This is a genomic window from Microbacterium sp. NPDC057407, assembly GCF_042803895.1.
Lineage (GTDB): Bacteria > Actinomycetota > Actinomycetes > Actinomycetales > Microbacteriaceae > Microbacterium.
Window position 1 is genome coordinate 923,852 of the sequence record NZ_JBHVCA010000001.1, and the last position, 15,875, is coordinate 939,726.

Sequence of the window (15,875 nt, forward strand, 5' to 3'; positions counted from 1 at the left end):
CATGCCGCGCGAGGCACATACCGGGTCTCACAATCCGTGGCACTCGGTATCACGCTTCGGTCAGGGTCGTGCGGGCGGTAGCGTAATCGTGTGACGCGAGCGAGGTCGAACGAGGGCAGAGGCCCCCTCTACCGGCTCTACATCAACCGCCTGCGCCGCCGCCTCGAGCCCGCCGCCGTGCCGCGGCACGTCGCGATGATGATCGACGGGAACCGACGCTGGGCGCGGCAACTCGGCTACGCCTCAGCTGCGCACGGCCACCGCGCCGGCGCCGCGAAGATGCGCGAGTTCCTGGAGTGGTGCGACGACGTCGGCGTGAAGGTCGTGTCGCTCTACCTGCTGTCGGGCGACAACCTTCGCAAGCGCGATTCCCGCGAGCTCTCCGATCTCATCGAGATCATCGCGGAACTCGCACACGAGCTCTCCATGGAGCCCGACTGGCGGGTGCAGCACGTGGGGCGCTCCGACCTGCTGCCGGCGGACCTCGCCCGCGTGCTCGCCGAGGCCGAGGCGCGGACGAAGGGGAACTCGGGGCTGCACGTGAACCTCGCGGTCGGGTACGGCGGGCGCAGCGAGATCGTCGACGCGGTGCGCAGCATCATCGCTCAGCACGACGAGGAGGGGGGCTCGCTCGAGGAACTGGCGGCGAGCCTCACGCCGGAGCAGATCGGTGAGCATCTCTACACCGGCGGCCAGCCCGACCCGGACCTCGTGATCCGGACGTCGGGGGAGCAGCGCCTCAGCGACTTCCTCCTCTGGCAGTCGGCGCATTCCGAGTTCTACTTCGTCGAGGCGCTCGGGCCCGACCTGCGCGAGGTCGACTTCCTCCGCGCGATCCGCGACTTCACCACGCGCGACCGCCGCTACGGCGGCTGAGCGCCCCCGGAGCGGGCGACCCGCGCCGTGACAGAATGGGTCCGTGGGGGATCTCGACTCATTTCTCGCGTCGTTCGACGGCGAACCCGGGTATCTCGACTGGGCCGCCTTCGGGCCTCTGTCGCCCGCCGTGCGCGCTGAGGCGCAGGCCGACACCGAGCTTCTCGGCTCCGGGCGGCGAAGCAGCATCGAACTCGTCGACGACCATGCGCGCACGGCGCGCGGACTGCTCGCCGACCTGCTGGGGACGGATGCCTCGCAGGTCGTCCTGCAGCCCTCGACCAGCTACGGGCTCATGCAGGCGATCTACGGCCTCGCCGGCGGCCTGCTGCTCAGCCGCGCCGAGTTCCCGAGCCTGACGGTGTCGGCGACCCGGGCGTCGGAGGCGCTGGGGTCGATCGAGCTGCAGTGGATCGACCCGGTGGGGGGATTCGTGACGCCCGACGCCGTGCGTGCAGCGCTCACGCCCGAGACCCGGGCGGTCGCGGTGAGCCTCGTGGACTTCCGCACCGGATACCGCGCCGACCTCACCGCGCTCCGCGACGTCATCGGCGACCGCCTGCTCATCGTCGACGCCATCCAGGGGTTCGGCGTGGTGGCGGCGGACTACGCCGCCGCCGACGTCGTGTGCGGCAACGGGTACAAGTGGCTGCGCTCCGGGCGCGGGACCGGATTCGCCTGGTACGGGGAGCGCGCGCTCGAGCGCATCGCACCCGTCCTCTCGGGATACCGGGGCACCGAGGCATCCGGTCTTCCCCTCGACGAGGTCCCCGCGCCGGCGCCCTCGGCGGAGGCCTTCACCGTCAGCGGCATCGACACCCTCGCCGCCGCGCGACTGGCGTCGGCGCTGCAGGAGTTCTCCGAGGTCGGCGTCGCGGCCATCGAGGCCGAACTCGCCGCCCGCACCGCCGACGTCATGTTCTTCGCCGACCGCTACGAGGTGCCGGTGATCACGCCGCGCGAGCCCGAACGGCGAGCCGGCATCGTGAGCCTGGCCCCGGCGCCGCAGGACGCCGCCCCGCTCGCCGCGTCGCTGGCCAACCACGGCTTGACCGTGACGGTGCGGTCCGGTCTCGTGCGCGTCGCCCCGCACGTGGGGACGGGCGCCGACACGCTGCGGCTCTTCGGCGACGCGCTCGCGGCGTTCTCGTCGTCCCGCGTCTGGTGAAATTCACCTGACCGTCACATGCCCGGGCGTGTCGCGCCGAGCCGAAGCCCGGCGGCGGACGTACGTTCATCACATCGGGCAAGGCGCCCGTTCGAGTCGGCCTTCCGGACCACGACTCGTGACCATGGTCGACTCGTGACTGCCGGGTTCTCCACCCGGGGCGGGAGTGGGTTGTGACCACACGAGCACCACACGAGCAGTACAGTCAGGACCTCGAGCGGACGGACGATCTCGACCAGGATCTCCGCACCTACGTTCTCGACACCTCCGTGCTGCTGAGCGATCCGCGGGCGTTCTTCCGCTTCGCCGAGCACAACGTCGTGATCCCCGTCGTGGTGATCACGGAGCTCGAGGGCAAGCGCCACGACCCCGAGATCGGCTACTTCGCCCGCCAGGCTTTGCGCCACCTCGATGAGTTGCGCGTCGAGCACGGCCGGCTCGACTTCCCGGTCCCGGTCGGTGCCGGCGGCACGCTCCGTGTGGAGCTCAACAACACCGACGCCTCGGTCCTCCCGTCGGGCATGCGCCTCGGCGACAACGACAGCCGCATCCTCGCCGTTGCGATGCATCTGGCCTCGGAGGGGCAGGAGGTCACCGTCGTCTCCAAGGACCTCCCGATGCGCGTGAAGGCCGCGTCTCTCGGCGTCTCGGCCGAGGAGTATCTCGCCGAGCAGGCCGTCGACTCCGGGTGGACCGGGATCGCGACGATCGACGTCTCGGGCGACGACATCTCCGACCTGTACGAGAGCGAGGTCGCCGCCACGGACGACGTGAAGGGACTTCCCGTCAACACGGGACTCATCATCCATTCCGAGCGCGGATCGGCGCTCGGACGGGTGACGGGCGACGGGGCGTACAAGCTCGTGCGCGGCGACCGCGAGGTGTTCGGTCTGCACGGCCGCTCCGCCGAGCAGCGGATCGCCATCGACCTCCTGCTCGACCCCGAGGTGGGGATCGTCTCGCTGGGAGGTCGCGCCGGCACCGGCAAGTCCGCTCTGGCGCTGTGCGCAGCGCTCGATGCCGTTCTGGAACGTCAGCAGCAGCGCAAGATCATCGTGTTCCGTCCGCTGTTCGCCGTCGGCGGCCAGGAGCTGGGCTATCTGCCCGGCGATCAGCAGGAGAAGATGAACCCGTGGGGCCAGGCGGTGTTCGACACCCTCGGATCGGTCGTCTCGGCGAACGTCCTCGACGAGGTCGTCGAGCGCGGCCTGCTCGAGGTGCTGCCGCTGACCCACATCCGGGGCCGCTCGCTCCACGACGCATTCGTGATCGTCGACGAGGCCCAGTCGCTCGAACGCAACGTGCTCCTCACGGTCCTCAGCCGCATCGGGCAGAACTCGCGGGTGGTCCTCACGCATGACGTCGGCCAGCGCGACAATCTGCGGGTCGGACGTCACGACGGCGTCGCCTCGGTCATCGAGACGCTCAAGGGCCACGGGCTGTTCGGCCACGTCACGCTCGTGCGCTCCGAGCGGTCGGCGATCGCCGCGCTGGTGACCGACCTCCTCGAGGCCGGCGAGCTCGCCTGAGATCACAGCGAGAGGGGGCGGGGGTGCGGCATCCCCGCCCCTTCTCGCTGTCTGCGGTTGTCGCTGACCGCGCACGGGAACCGCTATCCCATATGAGAGGAGTCTCATGCCCCGGCCACCTGCCGTTGCCCTCAGTCTGCGACCATGGAAGAAGACAGAACCGGTGTCTGGGGCACGGAGGTCGACATGGACGGTCGTACGCGACTCGCCATCGGTGGCATTGCCACCGTTGCCGCGAGTGTCGCGGTGATCTGCACCGTCGCGCTCACGAACTCCGCCGCGCTGTCGCACGCCGACGCGGTCGCCATCCGTGCGGCCAAGATCGTCGTTCCCGCCGGCAAGGCGACCGCCCCCGATCGACCGGCGCAGACCACGGAACCGGCGCCGGCCCCCACCGACGATACGGCGCCCGCGGACCCGGCCGACACCGCACCCGCCCCCGAGATCGTCCCCGCTCCTGCTCCGGTGGTCGTCGCCCCCTCCGTGTCGGCGCCCTCGTCGAGCGCGCCGACTCCGGAGCAGCCGACGGACCCGGGCGCGAAGGCCGTGGCCGACGCGGTCCGCGCCGGCGCCTGGGACACCATCCGCGAATGGGCGGTCGGCTGGGGGTGGTCCGCCGAGCGGATCGACGCCTGGATCGCGAAGCTCCAGAGACTTCGCGACGCCGCCGCGGGTCCGGTGCCGCCCGTCGGAGACGACCAGCGCCAGGTCGTATCCCCTGACGGCAACCGCGTCAGTGGCCCGGACGCCGCCGTGCAGGTGCAGGGAAAAGACAAGGATCGGTCGAGGTGGACCGAACCCGGGAGAAAGCGCCCCGCTGAAGCGGGTGCGAACGCCGGAAGCCGGCCGCTCTGGCCGCGCGACGGCGCGAAGAAAGACCGATCGCAGGTTCCCCCAGACCTCGTCGATCGATGAGGGCAGGATCCCCCAGTCCCGCCCTACAGTCCCCGGTGCGTCCCCCAGCGCCGGGGGCTTCTTCGTCGCCGCGCGACGTCACTCCCAGCGGTATCCGGCCCCCCGGACCGTGACGATGTGATCGGAGCCGAGCTTGCCGCGCAGGTACCGCACGTACACGTCGACCACGTTCGAGCCAGGGTCGAAGTCCAGGCCCCACACGCGGCTCAGCAGCAGCTCCCGGCTCAGCACCCGGCCGGGATTGCGCAGGAACTGCTCGGCGAGCGCGAACTCGCGGGCGGACAGATCGACGTCCACGCCCCCGACCGTCGCGCGGCGGGCGAGGATGTCGAGCACGACGTCGCCGTGCGACACGGCCACTCCGACCTGCGGGGTCGTCTCGCGCAGGCGCGAGCGGACGCGGGCCAAAAGCTCCTCGAACGTGAACGGCTTCGGCACGTAGTCGTTCGCGCCGGCATCCAGCCCCTCGACCGTGTCGCGGGTGCTCGACCGCGCGGTCAGCATGATGACGGGCACGGACGATCCCCGCGCACGGAGTTCGCGGAGCACCTCGAACCCGTCCATCGTGGGAAGGCCGACATCGAGCAGCACGAGGTCGGCGTCGCCGCGCAGTGCCACCTGGAGGGCGTCGGCGCCGTCTTCGACGAGGAGGGTCTCGTACCCCGCGCTCTCGAGGCCCCGGCTCACGAAGGAGGCGATACGGGGCTCGTCCTCCACGATCAGGATCTTCGTCATGCCGATGTCTCCCGTTGGAGGACGTCGCCCGCGCGCACCGGTGCCGGAAGCTGTGCTGCGGTGGGGGGCAGGTGGATGGTGAAGGTGGCGCCGCCACCGGGGGTGTCGCTCACGGTGCACGAGCCGCCATGGCCTTTGGTGATGGCGTCCACGATCGCCAGTCCGAGGCCGGAGCCGCCGACGGAGCGCTTGCCCGCCGCGCGGTCGAAGCGACGGAAGATGCGGTGGCGTGCGGCCGGCGGGATGCCCGGACCGTGATCGCGCACCCACATGCGAGCGCCGTCCGCGTCCAGCGAGGATCCGATCTCGATGGGGGAACCCTCGGGCGTGTACTTGGCGGCGTTGTCGGCGAGCTGCAGCCACGCCTGGAGGAGCCGGTCCTGGTCTCCGCGGACGAGTCCCTCGGCCTGCGTCTCGACGCTCCAGGCGTGATCAGGGATCACGGCCACGAGCTCGCCGACGCGCTCGGTCAGTGCGCCGAGGTCGACGTCGCCGATCAGGTACGAGTCGGCCTCTGCGGCGGCGAGCAGGTCGATGTCCTCGACGAGCCGCGCCAGGCGGTCCAGTTCGGCGATGCCGATCTCGCGGGTCGAGGCGGCGTCGCCCGCGTCGGACGGGTTCATCAGCTCGAGGTGCCCGCGGACGATGGTGATCGGGGTCTTCAGCTCGTGCCGGACGTCGTCGAGGAGCTGACGCTGCACGTCGACGGACCCCTCGATGCGGTCGAGCATGGAGTTCACCGTACGCGACAGATCGGAGATGTCGTCGTTGCCCTGCGTCGACAGGCGCGGCGAGAGGTCGGTGATCGAGATGGCGTCGGCGGTCTCGCGCATGTGCCGGATGGGGGAGAGGAGGCGTCCGGTAACGAACCACCCGACGACGCCGATCGCGATGAGCACGGCGACGGCGGCGATCATGTACGTCGCCATCGCCACGGTCACCGGCTCGAGCTCCGCGCCGAGGTTGACCGCCCGCACGTAGACGCCCTTCTGGTCGTCGCCTTCCATCTCGACGGGGATGGCGATGTAGCGCAGGGACCCGTCGTCGGTCACGGCGGTGCCGATCTTGGTGTCGCCTCCCGCGGTGTCCTCGACGGCGCGCTGGATGAGGGCGTTGTCGTGCGAGATGTCGAACCCGGACAGGGTGCGGGGGCGGAAGCGGGCCACGCCGTCGATGATGGCGACGGATGCCTCGTTCCGGGCGGGCACGAGGCTGGCCACCGCGTCGCGCAGATAGTCCTCGACGCGCTCGTACTCGCGGATGTCGAGAGTGTCGGTGGCCAGCGGCGTCCCGTCGCCGCCGTCGGTCTCTTCGACGGCCGATTCGTCGGACATCGACGCGACCGTCTGCAGTCCCTCGACCTGCGCCTCGAGTCGGTGGTCGATCTCGATGATCACGCGCTCGCGCTGCACGAGGAACGTCACGCTGCCGACGATCGCCAGGCCCACGCACGCCACAGCGAGGATCGCTGCGAGAATTCGCACGCGAGCCGGGATCGGGCGGGGCGACGAGCGGGCCACGCGTCAATTATCCCGCGAGCGGGTGCCCCGCGTCACGGCGCGATGCTCAGCCCGGGTGCGTCATCGACAGCAGGTCGAGCTTCTCGTCGAGCTGCTCGGCCGTCAGCTCGCCGCGCTCGACGTAGCCGAGATCGATGACGGCCTCGCGAACCGTGATGCCCTTGGCCACGGAGTGCTTCGCGATCTTCGCCGCCGCCTCGTAGCCGATCAGCTTGTTCAGGGGCGTCACGATGGACGGCGACATGCCGGCGTAGGCGGCGGCCCGCTCGACGTTCGCCTCGAGGCCGTCGATGGTCTTGTCGGCCAGCAGCCGCGCCGCGTTGGCCAGGAGGCTGATCGATTCGAGCACGGCGGTTCCCATCACCGGGATCGCGACGTTGAGTTCGAACGATCCGGATGCTCCGGCCCACGCGACGGTCGCGTCGTTGCCGATGACGCGGGCGCAGACCATGAGGGTGGCCTCCGGCACGACCGGGTTGACCTTGCCGGGCATGATCGACGATCCGGGCTGCAGATCGGGGATGTGCAGTTCGCCGAGGCCCGTGTTGGGCCCGGAGCCCATCCACCGGATGTCGTTGTTGATCTTGGTGAGCGAGACGGCGATGGTGCGGAGGGCCCCGGATGCCTCGACCAGTCCGTCCCGGTTCGCCTGGGCCTCGAAGTGGTCCTTCGCCTCGGTGATGGGCAGTTCGGTGTCGGCCACGATCAGTTCGATCACCTTCTGCGGGAATCCCAGCGGGGTGTTGATGCCGGTCCCGACCGCGGTTCCCCCCAGCGGCACCTCCGCCACCCGGGGGAGCACCGCCTGGACGCGTTCGATGCCGAGGCGCAGCTGGCGCGCGTAGCCGCCGAACTCCTGCCCGAGGGTCACGGGGGTCGCGTCCATCAGGTGCGTGCGGCCGGATTTGACGACCGACTTCCACGCCTCCGCCTTCGTCTCGAGGGCGACGGCGAGGTGATCGAGCGCGGGGATGAGGTCGTCGATCAGCTCCTGGGTGACGGCGATGTGCACGGACGTCGGGAAGACGTCGTTGGACGACTGCGAGGCGTTGACGTGGTCGTTCGGGTGAACCGTGCGGCCGAGGTCGTCAGTGGCGAGCGTCGCGAGGACCTCGTTCATGTTCATGTTCGACGAGGTGCCGCTGCCGGTCTGGTAGACGTCGATGGGGAATTGGTCGGAGAACTCGCCCCCGATGATGCGGTCGGCCGCCCGGGCGATCGCGTCCGCGATGGCGGGGTCGAGGGTGCCGAGCTCTTTGTTGGCGAGTGCCGCGGCCTTCTTGATGCGGGCGAGAGCCACGATCTGGGCGGGCTCGAGCGGATCGCCGGAGATCGGGAAGTTCTCCACCGCGCGCTGGGTCTGCGCGGCGTAGAGCGCGTTCTTGGGCACGCGCACCTCGCCCATCGTGTCGTGCTCGATGCGGTACTCGGTGTCGGTCACGTCGTCGTTCCTCCGTTGTTGCGAGTGTTTCAGGCGTCGTCGCCGACGTCGCCCACGATGATGCCGGGCACGGCGGTGCCTTCGGCGAGTCGGTAATTGGCGCCCACGATCGCGAGTCTGCCTTCGGCGACGGCCTCGCTGATCAGCTCGGACGAGCGCAGCAGCTCACCCACCGTGTCGCGCAGGTGCTCTCGGCCGACCTGCTCGGCGTCGATCGTCACGGGCGGGACGCCGTCGATGGTCCCTTGTCGTACGACGCGACGCACGGCCGGCACGATCGGGGCGATCTGGCGCCAGATGTTGGCGGGCAGGGACGGGGCGTCGGCCCGGGTGCTCTCGATGGCGGCGTTGACGGCGCCGCAGGCGTCGTGGCCGAGCACCAGGATCAGCGGAACCTCGAGCACCGCCACGGCGTACTCCAGGCTGCCGACGACGGAGTCGGAGATCACCTGTCCGGCGTTGCGCACGACGAAGAGGTCGCCGAGGCCCTTGTCGAAGATGATCTCGGCCGCGAGGCGGGAGTCGGAGCAGCCGAACAGGGCCGCACGCGGGCGCTGCCCTGCGGCGAGATCGTTGCGCCGCTCCGCATCCTGGCGGGGGTGGCGCGGTTCGCCGGCGACGAAACGGGCGTTCCCCCGCTCCATCTCGTGCCAGGCCTTGCGGGGCGTCAGACGTTCGCTCACTCGCTCTCCTCGCGCAGATCGATCACCTCGGAGGCGACGGCCCTGGCCGCGTCCTCGAGCTTGTCGTCGGCAGCCGCGCCGTAGATGAGCACCGTGTCGGTGCCGGCCGTCGTCGCGAGAGCCACCGAGATGTTGCCGGTACGGGACGGGTCGAGTTCGTAGCTGTCCCACCGGACGCCGCCGATCGTGGCCGTGCTCTCCGGCGCGGCGCCCGAGAGCACCCGGGCAACCCAGGCCTCGTCGGCGTCGAAGCCCTGCGCGACCCTCAGAAAGCCGCGTTGGTCCTCGTCCGCGGGCGCGTAGACGATCGTCCACGCCTGCACGGCGCCGTCGCCCTCGAGCGCCGCCCGGTTGACGACCCAGTCGTCGGACAGGTCCGGCGCGATGGCGGTGCGGCCCTCCGCGGACCCGATCCGCTCGGCGACGGCGGCGACGTCGATCGGCTCGCGGGGCGGGGGCGTGCCGCGCGGGACGGCGAAGATGATGACCGCCACGACCGCCATCGTCACGACGAGCGCGGCGATCAGGTTGCGCGTGTTCTGGCTGGCGCGGTACACGCGCGATGATTCCGCCTTGCGCGCGGCCGTCTCGTCGGGGGTCTCGGCCCGGCCCAGCTCGGCGACGATGCGGGGCGTCTGCGCCATCACGCGCCCCCCGCAGCCGAGGGCTCGGCGGCCGAGCGGGCGGCGTCGAGCCGCCGCTTCGCACCGAGCAGCCATTCGTCGCATCGGGCGGCGAGCGCCTCACCGCGCTCCCACAGGGCGAGGGAGTGCTCGAGCGTCGGGGCGCCCTGCTCGAGCTCGGCGACGACGCGCACGAGTTCGTCGCGGGCCTGCTCGAACGACAGGGATGCCACGTCGGACGCGGCGCCGCTCGACTCGGTCATGATCCCATCCTAGTTCGGTGCGCCGGCCGGGCCGGCCGGGCCCGTCGGGCCTGTCGGGGGCGCCGGTCCACCGGCCTCGGCGATCTCGCCCTCGGATCGCGCGGCGAAGGACCCGCGCCCGACCGTGATGACGACGCGGGCGGATGCCGGAGCCTGCGCGGCGTCGCGGACGATGACGCCGTCGGAGAGGTGAGCGATGGCGTAGCCGCGGGCGAGGGTCGACGCGGGCGAGAGCGCCCGCAGAGTGGCGCGGAGCTCTGCGGTCCGCCGCGCCTGGCCGTCGAGCACCCGCTCGACGCGTGTGCGACCCCGCCCCACCAGCAGCTCGACCTCGTGGGCGCGAGCGGTGAGCAGTGACTCGGGCGTTCGCAGGGCGGGCCGGGACCGCAGCTGGTCGAGCTGGGCGATGTCGTGGCTGACGCGCTGAGTGAGCCGCGACGTGAGGCGGGAGCGCAGTTGCGCGACGAGCGCGCGCTGCTCGGCGACGTCGGGCACCACACGCTTCGCGGCATCGGTCGGCGTGGACGCGCGCAGGTCGGCGACGTCGTCCAGCAGGGGGTGGTCGTTCTCGTGGCCGATGGCACTGACCACCGGCGTGGACGTGGCCGCCACCGCTCTGATCAGCCGCTCGTCGCTGAAGCCGAGCAGCGTCTGCGGGTCACCGCCGCCGCGCGCGATGATGATCACGTCGACGTCGGGCGCAGCATCGAGCGCCTTGAGCGCGGCGATCGTCTCGGGAACGCACCGGTCGCCCTGCACCGCGGCGTACTTCGTGCGGAACCGCACCTGCGGCCACCGCAGCTCGGCGTTGCGGTGCACGTCTTTCTCGGCATCCGAATTCTCACCCGTGATCAGGCCGATGGTGTGCGGGAGGAACGGCAGCGCCCGCTTGCGCGACGCGTCGAACAGTCCCTCGGCCCGCAGTTTCGCCCGGAGACGCTCGAGCTTTTCGAGCTGGTCGCCGAGGCCCACGTGGCGCATGGCCGAAACGCCGAAGCTGAAGTCGCCGGTCTTGACGAAGAAGTCGGACTTGACGCACGCGACGACGTGGTCGCCGACCTTCAGGTCACCGGGAAGGCGGTCGCGCGTCGAGGACCAGATGCGGAACGAGATCGTGGCGTCGGTCACGGTGTCTTTCAGTCGCCCGAAGACGTTCCCGCCACGCTCGTTCCAGGACGTGATCTCACCCTCGACCCACACCGAGCCCCACGTCTGGATGAAGCCGCGGATCGTCTCGTTGAGGCGGGAGACCGACGTGGGGGCCTGAGGAGTGGAGTCCTTCGGCCGGATCGAGTCGGGCGGCGGGGGCTGTCCGGGGACGAGCTCGGGCTGGAAAGTGGTCATGCATTCCTCTCGCCCGGATGGTCGCTCGGCCCGCGCACAGGGGCCGCCCATAGAATCGAGGGGTGACCAGCAGCACCGTGGGTACCCGACCTGTGAGCATGCCCGTTCCGCGCGTCCCGCGGCGGCGCGAACGCCTCCAGGATATCCCGGTCCAAGGACAGAAGCGGGTCCTGCTCGCCTCGCCCCGCGGCTACTGCGCCGGCGTCGACCGTGCCGTCATCGCCGTCGAGAAGGCGCTGGAGCGCTACGGTGCGCCCGTCTACGTCCGCAAGCAGATCGTGCACAACATCCACGTCGTCACCGAGCTCGAGGCCAAGGGCGCGATCTTCGTCGAAGAGGTGGACGAGGTTCCGGAGGGAGCCCACGTCGTGTTCAGCGCCCACGGTGTCTCGCCCGCGGTCGTGAACGCGGCATCCGATCGCGGTCTCAAGGCGATCGACGCCACCTGCCCCCTCGTGACCAAGGTGCACCGCGAGGCGGTGCGCTTCGCGCGCGACGACTTCGAGATCCTGCTCATCGGCCACATCGGACACGAAGAGGTGGAGGGGACGGCCGGCGAGGCCCCGGATCACGTGACGATCGTGAACTCGCCCGACGAGGCCGACACCATCGAGGTGCGGGATCCGTCCAAGGTGGTGTGGCTGTCGCAGACCACGCTCTCGGTCGACGAGACCATGGAGACGGTGCGGCGACTGCGCGTGCGGTTCCCGCAGCTGCAGGACCCCCCGTCGGACGACATCTGCTACGCCACGCAGAATCGGCAGGTCGCGATCAAGAAGGTCGCGAAGGACGCCGATCTGGTCATCGTGGTCGGCTCCGCCAACTCCTCCAACAGCGTGCGCCTGGTGGAGGTCGCACTCGAGTACGGCGCGAAGGCCGCCTATCGCGTGGATTATGCCGACGAGATCGATCAGGCGTGGCTCGAGGGCGTCGAGACCGTGGGGGTCACCAGCGGCGCGTCCGTGCCCGAGGTGCTCGTCCAGGAGGTCCTCGCCGACCTCGCCGGAGCGGGATACCGCGATGTCGAAGAGGTGCGCACCGCCGAGGAGGATCTGCAGTTCTCGCTTCCCAAGGAGCTGCGTACCGATGCCGCGGGCCGACGCGACGAGCGCGCCCTGGGTGGCCGGAGCCGCGGATGACCGAGCCCGCCGGCGAGGACCGCGGCGGATCGAGCGCGTCGGCACCGCGGCCGCGCCCGCAGTACGGGGAGTACGCGACCCCCGAGGAGCAGCGGGCGCGCATCGCGCAGCCCGACGTCGCATTGGTCTACGAGCCCGCTCCCGCGGCCGACCCTCCGGCGGGCCCCGCCTTGGCGGCGCCGCGCGGTCGAGCCGTCGCGCCGACCGCGCGGATGCGCCCGGTCGACCGCATCGTCACGTTCGCACTCCTGGCGTACGGGCTGGTCAACGTGATCGCCACGTTCCCCGCGCTGGTCGACTTCGAGGCGTACACCGAGGCGATGCTCGCGTATCTCGGCGCCGACGCGGCCCTCAGCGATCCGGCGCCAGGTCGACCGTGGGGGATCGCAGCGGCACTGGTCCTCGCGGTGGGATGGGTCATCACGGCCGTCCTTTCGTGGGTCAGCCTCCGACGCGGACGGCTCACGTGGTGGATCCCGCTCGCCGGCGGGGTGATCTTCACGCTCATCTCGGCCTCCCTGGTGCTCGTGCCGATCATGGGCGACCCCGGGGTGCGCGAGGCGCTGGTCTCCAGCATCCGCTGACGGGCAGACTCGACGCAGTCAGCGCACGGCGCGTGCGCGCCCCGATGAACCCCGCGGCCTGCGGCTCCTTGTCTTCCGTCGAGAGGTGGACGATGCCCGAGGACGACGCTGCGCGGCTGGCCGCGTTGTACGACGCTCACCCGCGGGCGCCGTGTGGCGCTACGTCGTGCACCTGACCGGGGACCGCGCGGGCGCCGACGACGTCGTGCAGGAGACCCTGCTCCGCGCCTGGCGGACACCGCCGATCCGCGCCTACTCCGGGGGGCTCAGCATCTCGGACCTCGCCGCGGAGCTCGAGATCCCCGAGGGCACCGTGCAGTCCCGGCTGCGCTACGGGCTGCGGGCGCTGCGGCTGGCGCTGCAGGAGAAGGGGTCACGCGATGAGCACCGAGCACGACCGATTCGCCCAGGGTCCTGATGCGGGCCGAGCTGGACGGGGCGGGCTGAGACGACGGATGCCCCGACCCGGCCCCTCCGGGCTGGGTCGAGGCATCCGTAGACGAGCGGTCAGGCCGCGAGGCTCTTGCCCTGCGAGCCGAGCTGCTGGGTGGCCTCCACGACACGGGCGGCCATCGCGGACTCCGCCACCTTGCCCCATGCCCGGGGGTCGTACGCCTTCTTGTTGCCGACTTCGCCGTCGACCTTCAGGACGCCGTCGTAGTTGGAGAACATGAAGCCGGCGACCGAGCGGGTGAACGCGTACTGCGTGTCGGTGTCGATGTTCATCTTCACCACGCCGTTGGCGACAGCCAGCGCGATCTCTTCGTCGGTGGACCCGCTGCCGCCGTGGAAGACGAGGTCGAGCGGCTTGGGGCCGGTGCCGAACCGGGCGGCGATGCCCTCCTGGATCTCGCCGAGGAGCTCGGGGCGCAGCTTGACGTTCCCGGGCTTGTACACGCCGTGCACGTTGCCGAAAGTGAGGGCCGAGATGTATCGGCCGTTCTCGCCGAGGCCCAGCGCCTCGACGGCCTTGGTCACGTCGGCGACCGTCGTGTACAGGGCGTCGTTCGAGCCCTCGTGCTTGACGCCGTCCTCTTCACCGCCGACGACGCCGATCTCGACCTCGAGGATCGCGTTGATGTTCTTCAAGCGGGGGAGGAGATCCTTCGCGATCTCGATGTTCTCGTCGAGCGGAACCGCGGAGCCGTCCCACATGTGCGACTGGAAGATGGGGTTGCGGCCGGCCTTGACCTCTTCCTCGGAGGCTTCGATGAGGGGCAGGACGAAGTTCGGGAGCGCTTCCTTCGGGCAGTGGTCGGTGTGGAGCGCGACGGTGATGGGGTAGTTCTTGGCGACCTCGGTCGCGAACTTCGCGAACGCCAGCGCGCCGGTCGCGCGGGCCTTCACGCTCTGACCGGCGAAGTAGTCGGCGCCGCCGGTCGTGACCTGGATGATGCCGTCTGATCCGGCTTCGGTCAGGCCCTGGAGCACGGCGTTGATCGTCTGCGAGCTCGAGACGTTGATGGCCGGGTACGCGAATCCGCCGGCCTTCGCGCGGTCCAGCATGTCGGCGTACTGCTCGGGGGTGGCGACGGGCATGGGTGCTCCTTGGTCTTCGCGGGCGTCCCTCCGACTCTAGCGAAGCGCGGGTGCGCCGACAGATGATCGGCAGGGGCGGCGGGCTTCGCGGACGTTCGCTGAGCGAAAGAATGACGTTTCCTTCGCGCTCGGAAGGCGAAAATTCCTCGATCCGAATGGGGGATGCTCGTACGCTGGCGTCATGGTGAGTCTTACCGCTGACATGAGCCCGCTGCACCCCGACCGAAATCTCGCCCTCGAGTTGGTACGGGCGACCGAGGCGGCCGCCATCCGGGCCGTCCCGTTCATCGGGCGGGGGGCGAAGGAGGCGGCGGACGGCGCCGCCGTCGACGCGATGCGGGCGTTCTTCACCACGGTCAACTTCGACGGCCGCATCGTGATCGGCGAGGGCGAGAAGGACGAGGCCCCGATGCTGTTCAACGGGGAGCGCGTCGGCAACGGCCGCGGGCCGCAGTGCGACGTCGCCGTGGACCCCATCGACGGCACCTCCTTGACGGCGGCCGGCCGCAACAACGCGCTGTCGGTGATCGCGGTCTCCGATCAGGGAACCATGCTCGACGCCTCGAGCGTCTTCTACATGGACAAGCTGGTCACGGGCCCCGCAGGTGTCGGGGTCGTCGACATCCGGCTGCCCATCGGAGAGAACATCCGGCGTCTCGCCAAGGCGCTGGGCAAGCCGGTGGACGAAATCGTGGTCTCGGTGCTGCACCGCCCCCGGCACGACGAGCTCATCGACGAGATCCGCGCGGCGGGAGCGGGGACCCGCCTCATGAGCGACGGTGACGTCGCGGGCGGCATCAACGCCGCACGTCACAACGCGAGGACCGACATGTGCGTCGGGATCGGCGGCAGCCCGGAGGGCATCGTGACCGCGTGCGCGATCAAGGCGCTGGGCGGCCACATCCAGGGCCGGCTGTGGCCGCGCGACGACGAAGAGAAGCAGAAGGGCATCGACGCCGGGCTCAAGGTCGACGGCCATGTCTACGAGGCCGACGACCTCGTCACCGGCAACAACACGCTCTTCGTCGCGACGGGCGTCACCGACGGCCAGCTGGTCGCCGGCGTTCGTCGCGAGGGCGGGTACGTGTACACCGAGAGCGTCGTGCTTCGCGGCGCCTCCGGAACCCTCCGCCGGATCTCGTCGGAGCATCTGGTGTCGAAGTGGCTCTGATTCGTCACAGCTGAGGCCCTTGTGGCCGCTGTGACTCTTGTGATCCATCTGTGACGTGAGCGGTGGCCGCGGTCTGGCAGAATCGATTCGGTCGATGACGACGCACGTATTTTCGATGCGAGGGAGTTCTCGATGACCGGACAGCTGGGCGGCTCGGCGCCGCAGACCGGCGCTCAGGCTGTTGTCGCCGATGCCGTCGACCCGGCTCGTCGTCCGGACGTCCTGCTTCGCGTCCGCCGCGAGGAGGGCCACGAGATCAGTGCGTGGTGGATGATCGGCGCTTTCGTCGGGGTCTCGGGCCTCGTGATCGGTCTGCTGAGCTTCGTTCCCGGCGGCTCCTGACCT

The 15,875-nt window shown here is 70.4% G+C and carries 16 protein-coding genes and 1 pseudogene; 9 read left to right on the forward strand and 8 right to left on the reverse strand.

Going from position 1 to position 15,875, the window contains the following annotated elements:
* Nucleotides 1–90 precede the first annotated feature (90 nt).
* The 4 genes from ACFUTX_RS04435 (at nucleotide 91) to ACFUTX_RS04450 (ending at nucleotide 4,488) form a co-directional block, all read left to right on the forward strand.
* Nucleotides 91–876 carry an isoprenyl transferase gene (locus tag ACFUTX_RS04435; RefSeq protein WP_378860967.1) on the forward strand — a complete coding sequence of 262 codons (786 nt, stop codon included), beginning with the start codon at nucleotides 91–93 and terminating at the stop codon, nucleotides 874–876.
* A gap of 43 nt (nucleotides 877–919) precedes the next feature.
* Entirely contained in the window at nucleotides 920–2,044 is a 1,125-nt protein-coding gene (locus tag ACFUTX_RS04440; protein ID WP_378860968.1) for an aminotransferase class V-fold PLP-dependent enzyme, read from the forward strand.
* Nucleotides 2,045–2,217: 173 nt separating this feature from the next.
* The gene (locus ACFUTX_RS04445; protein WP_378860969.1) at nucleotides 2,218–3,573 is read left to right on the forward strand and encodes a PhoH family protein; all 1,356 of its coding nucleotides are present in this window, start codon (nucleotides 2,218–2,220) and stop codon (nucleotides 3,571–3,573) included.
* Between the two features lie 144 nt (nucleotides 3,574–3,717).
* Complete coding sequence (locus ACFUTX_RS04450; protein ID WP_378860970.1) at nucleotides 3,718–4,488, forward strand: hypothetical protein; 771 nt, start codon at nucleotides 3,718–3,720, stop codon at nucleotides 4,486–4,488.
* Between the two features lie 78 nt (nucleotides 4,489–4,566).
* Here ACFUTX_RS04450 and ACFUTX_RS04455 read toward each other — a convergent pair whose 3' ends face one another.
* Genes ACFUTX_RS04455 through xseA form a run of 7 tightly spaced genes read right to left on the reverse strand, consistent with a single transcriptional unit; the run spans nucleotide 4,567 to nucleotide 11,097 of the window.
* Entirely contained in the window at nucleotides 4,567–5,223 is a 657-nt protein-coding gene (locus tag ACFUTX_RS04455; RefSeq protein ID WP_378860971.1) for a response regulator transcription factor, read from the reverse strand.
* Entirely contained in the window at nucleotides 5,220–6,743 is a 1,524-nt protein-coding gene (locus ACFUTX_RS04460) for an ATP-binding protein (protein WP_378860972.1), read from the reverse strand. Before ACFUTX_RS04460 ends, ACFUTX_RS04455 begins: the two co-directional genes overlap by 4 nt.
* A 46-nt stretch (nucleotides 6,744–6,789) precedes the next feature.
* Nucleotides 6,790–8,184, reverse strand: a complete 1,395-nt coding sequence (locus ACFUTX_RS04465; RefSeq protein WP_378860973.1) for a class II fumarate hydratase — start codon at nucleotides 8,182–8,184, stop codon at nucleotides 6,790–6,792.
* Nucleotides 8,185–8,213: 29 nt separating this feature from the next.
* A complete protein-coding gene (locus tag ACFUTX_RS04470) occupies nucleotides 8,214–8,828 on the reverse strand; it encodes a carbonic anhydrase (protein WP_378861063.1) in 615 nt (204 codons plus the stop codon).
* Nucleotides 8,829–8,863: 35 nt separating this feature from the next.
* The gene (locus tag ACFUTX_RS04475) at nucleotides 8,864–9,511 is read right to left on the reverse strand and encodes a DUF4245 family protein (protein ID WP_378860974.1); all 648 of its coding nucleotides are present in this window, start codon (nucleotides 9,509–9,511) and stop codon (nucleotides 8,864–8,866) included.
* Nucleotides 9,511–9,753 carry an exodeoxyribonuclease VII small subunit gene (locus tag ACFUTX_RS04480; RefSeq protein WP_378860975.1) on the reverse strand — a complete coding sequence of 81 codons (243 nt, stop codon included), beginning with the start codon at nucleotides 9,751–9,753 and terminating at the stop codon, nucleotides 9,511–9,513. The genes ACFUTX_RS04475 and ACFUTX_RS04480 overlap by 1 nt, the downstream gene beginning before the upstream one ends.
* 9 nt (nucleotides 9,754–9,762) lie before the next feature.
* Nucleotides 9,763–11,097 (reverse strand): exodeoxyribonuclease VII large subunit, encoded by a 1,335-nt coding sequence (gene xseA / locus ACFUTX_RS04485; protein ID WP_378860976.1) that lies wholly within the window; start codon nucleotides 11,095–11,097, stop codon nucleotides 9,763–9,765.
* Between the two features lie 98 nt (nucleotides 11,098–11,195).
* Between xseA and ACFUTX_RS04490 the strand changes: the two genes are divergently transcribed.
* The 3 genes and pseudogenes from ACFUTX_RS04490 to ACFUTX_RS04500 all read left to right on the forward strand — a co-directional run bounded on the left by ACFUTX_RS04490 (nucleotide 11,196) and on the right by ACFUTX_RS04500 (nucleotide 13,238).
* Nucleotides 11,196–12,236, forward strand: a complete 1,041-nt coding sequence (locus ACFUTX_RS04490; protein WP_378861064.1) for a 4-hydroxy-3-methylbut-2-enyl diphosphate reductase — start codon at nucleotides 11,196–11,198, stop codon at nucleotides 12,234–12,236.
* The gene (locus ACFUTX_RS04495) at nucleotides 12,233–12,820 is read left to right on the forward strand and encodes a DUF6264 family protein (protein ID WP_378860977.1); all 588 of its coding nucleotides are present in this window, start codon (nucleotides 12,233–12,235) and stop codon (nucleotides 12,818–12,820) included. The genes ACFUTX_RS04490 and ACFUTX_RS04495 overlap by 4 nt, the downstream gene beginning before the upstream one ends.
* Nucleotides 12,821–12,912: 92 nt before the next feature.
* A pseudogene (locus ACFUTX_RS04500) lies at nucleotides 12,913–13,238 on the forward strand (sigma factor).
* An 89-nt stretch (nucleotides 13,239–13,327) separates the two neighbouring features.
* Here the strand turns inward: ACFUTX_RS04500 and fbaA are convergent.
* Entirely contained in the window at nucleotides 13,328–14,359 is a 1,032-nt protein-coding gene (fbaA, locus tag ACFUTX_RS04505) for a class II fructose-bisphosphate aldolase (protein WP_378860978.1), read from the reverse strand.
* A 181-nt stretch (nucleotides 14,360–14,540) separates the two neighbouring features.
* On the opposite strand from fbaA, the gene glpX reads away from it, so the two are divergent.
* Entirely contained in the window at nucleotides 14,541–15,530 is a 990-nt protein-coding gene (gene glpX / locus ACFUTX_RS04510; RefSeq protein ID WP_378860979.1) for a class II fructose-bisphosphatase, read from the forward strand.
* Nucleotides 15,531–15,662: 132 nt separating this feature from the next.
* A complete protein-coding gene (locus tag ACFUTX_RS04515; RefSeq protein WP_378860980.1) occupies nucleotides 15,663–15,872 on the forward strand; it encodes a UDP-N-acetylmuramyl pentapeptide phosphotransferase in 210 nt (69 codons plus the stop codon).
* Nucleotides 15,873–15,875: the final 3 nt, after the last annotated feature.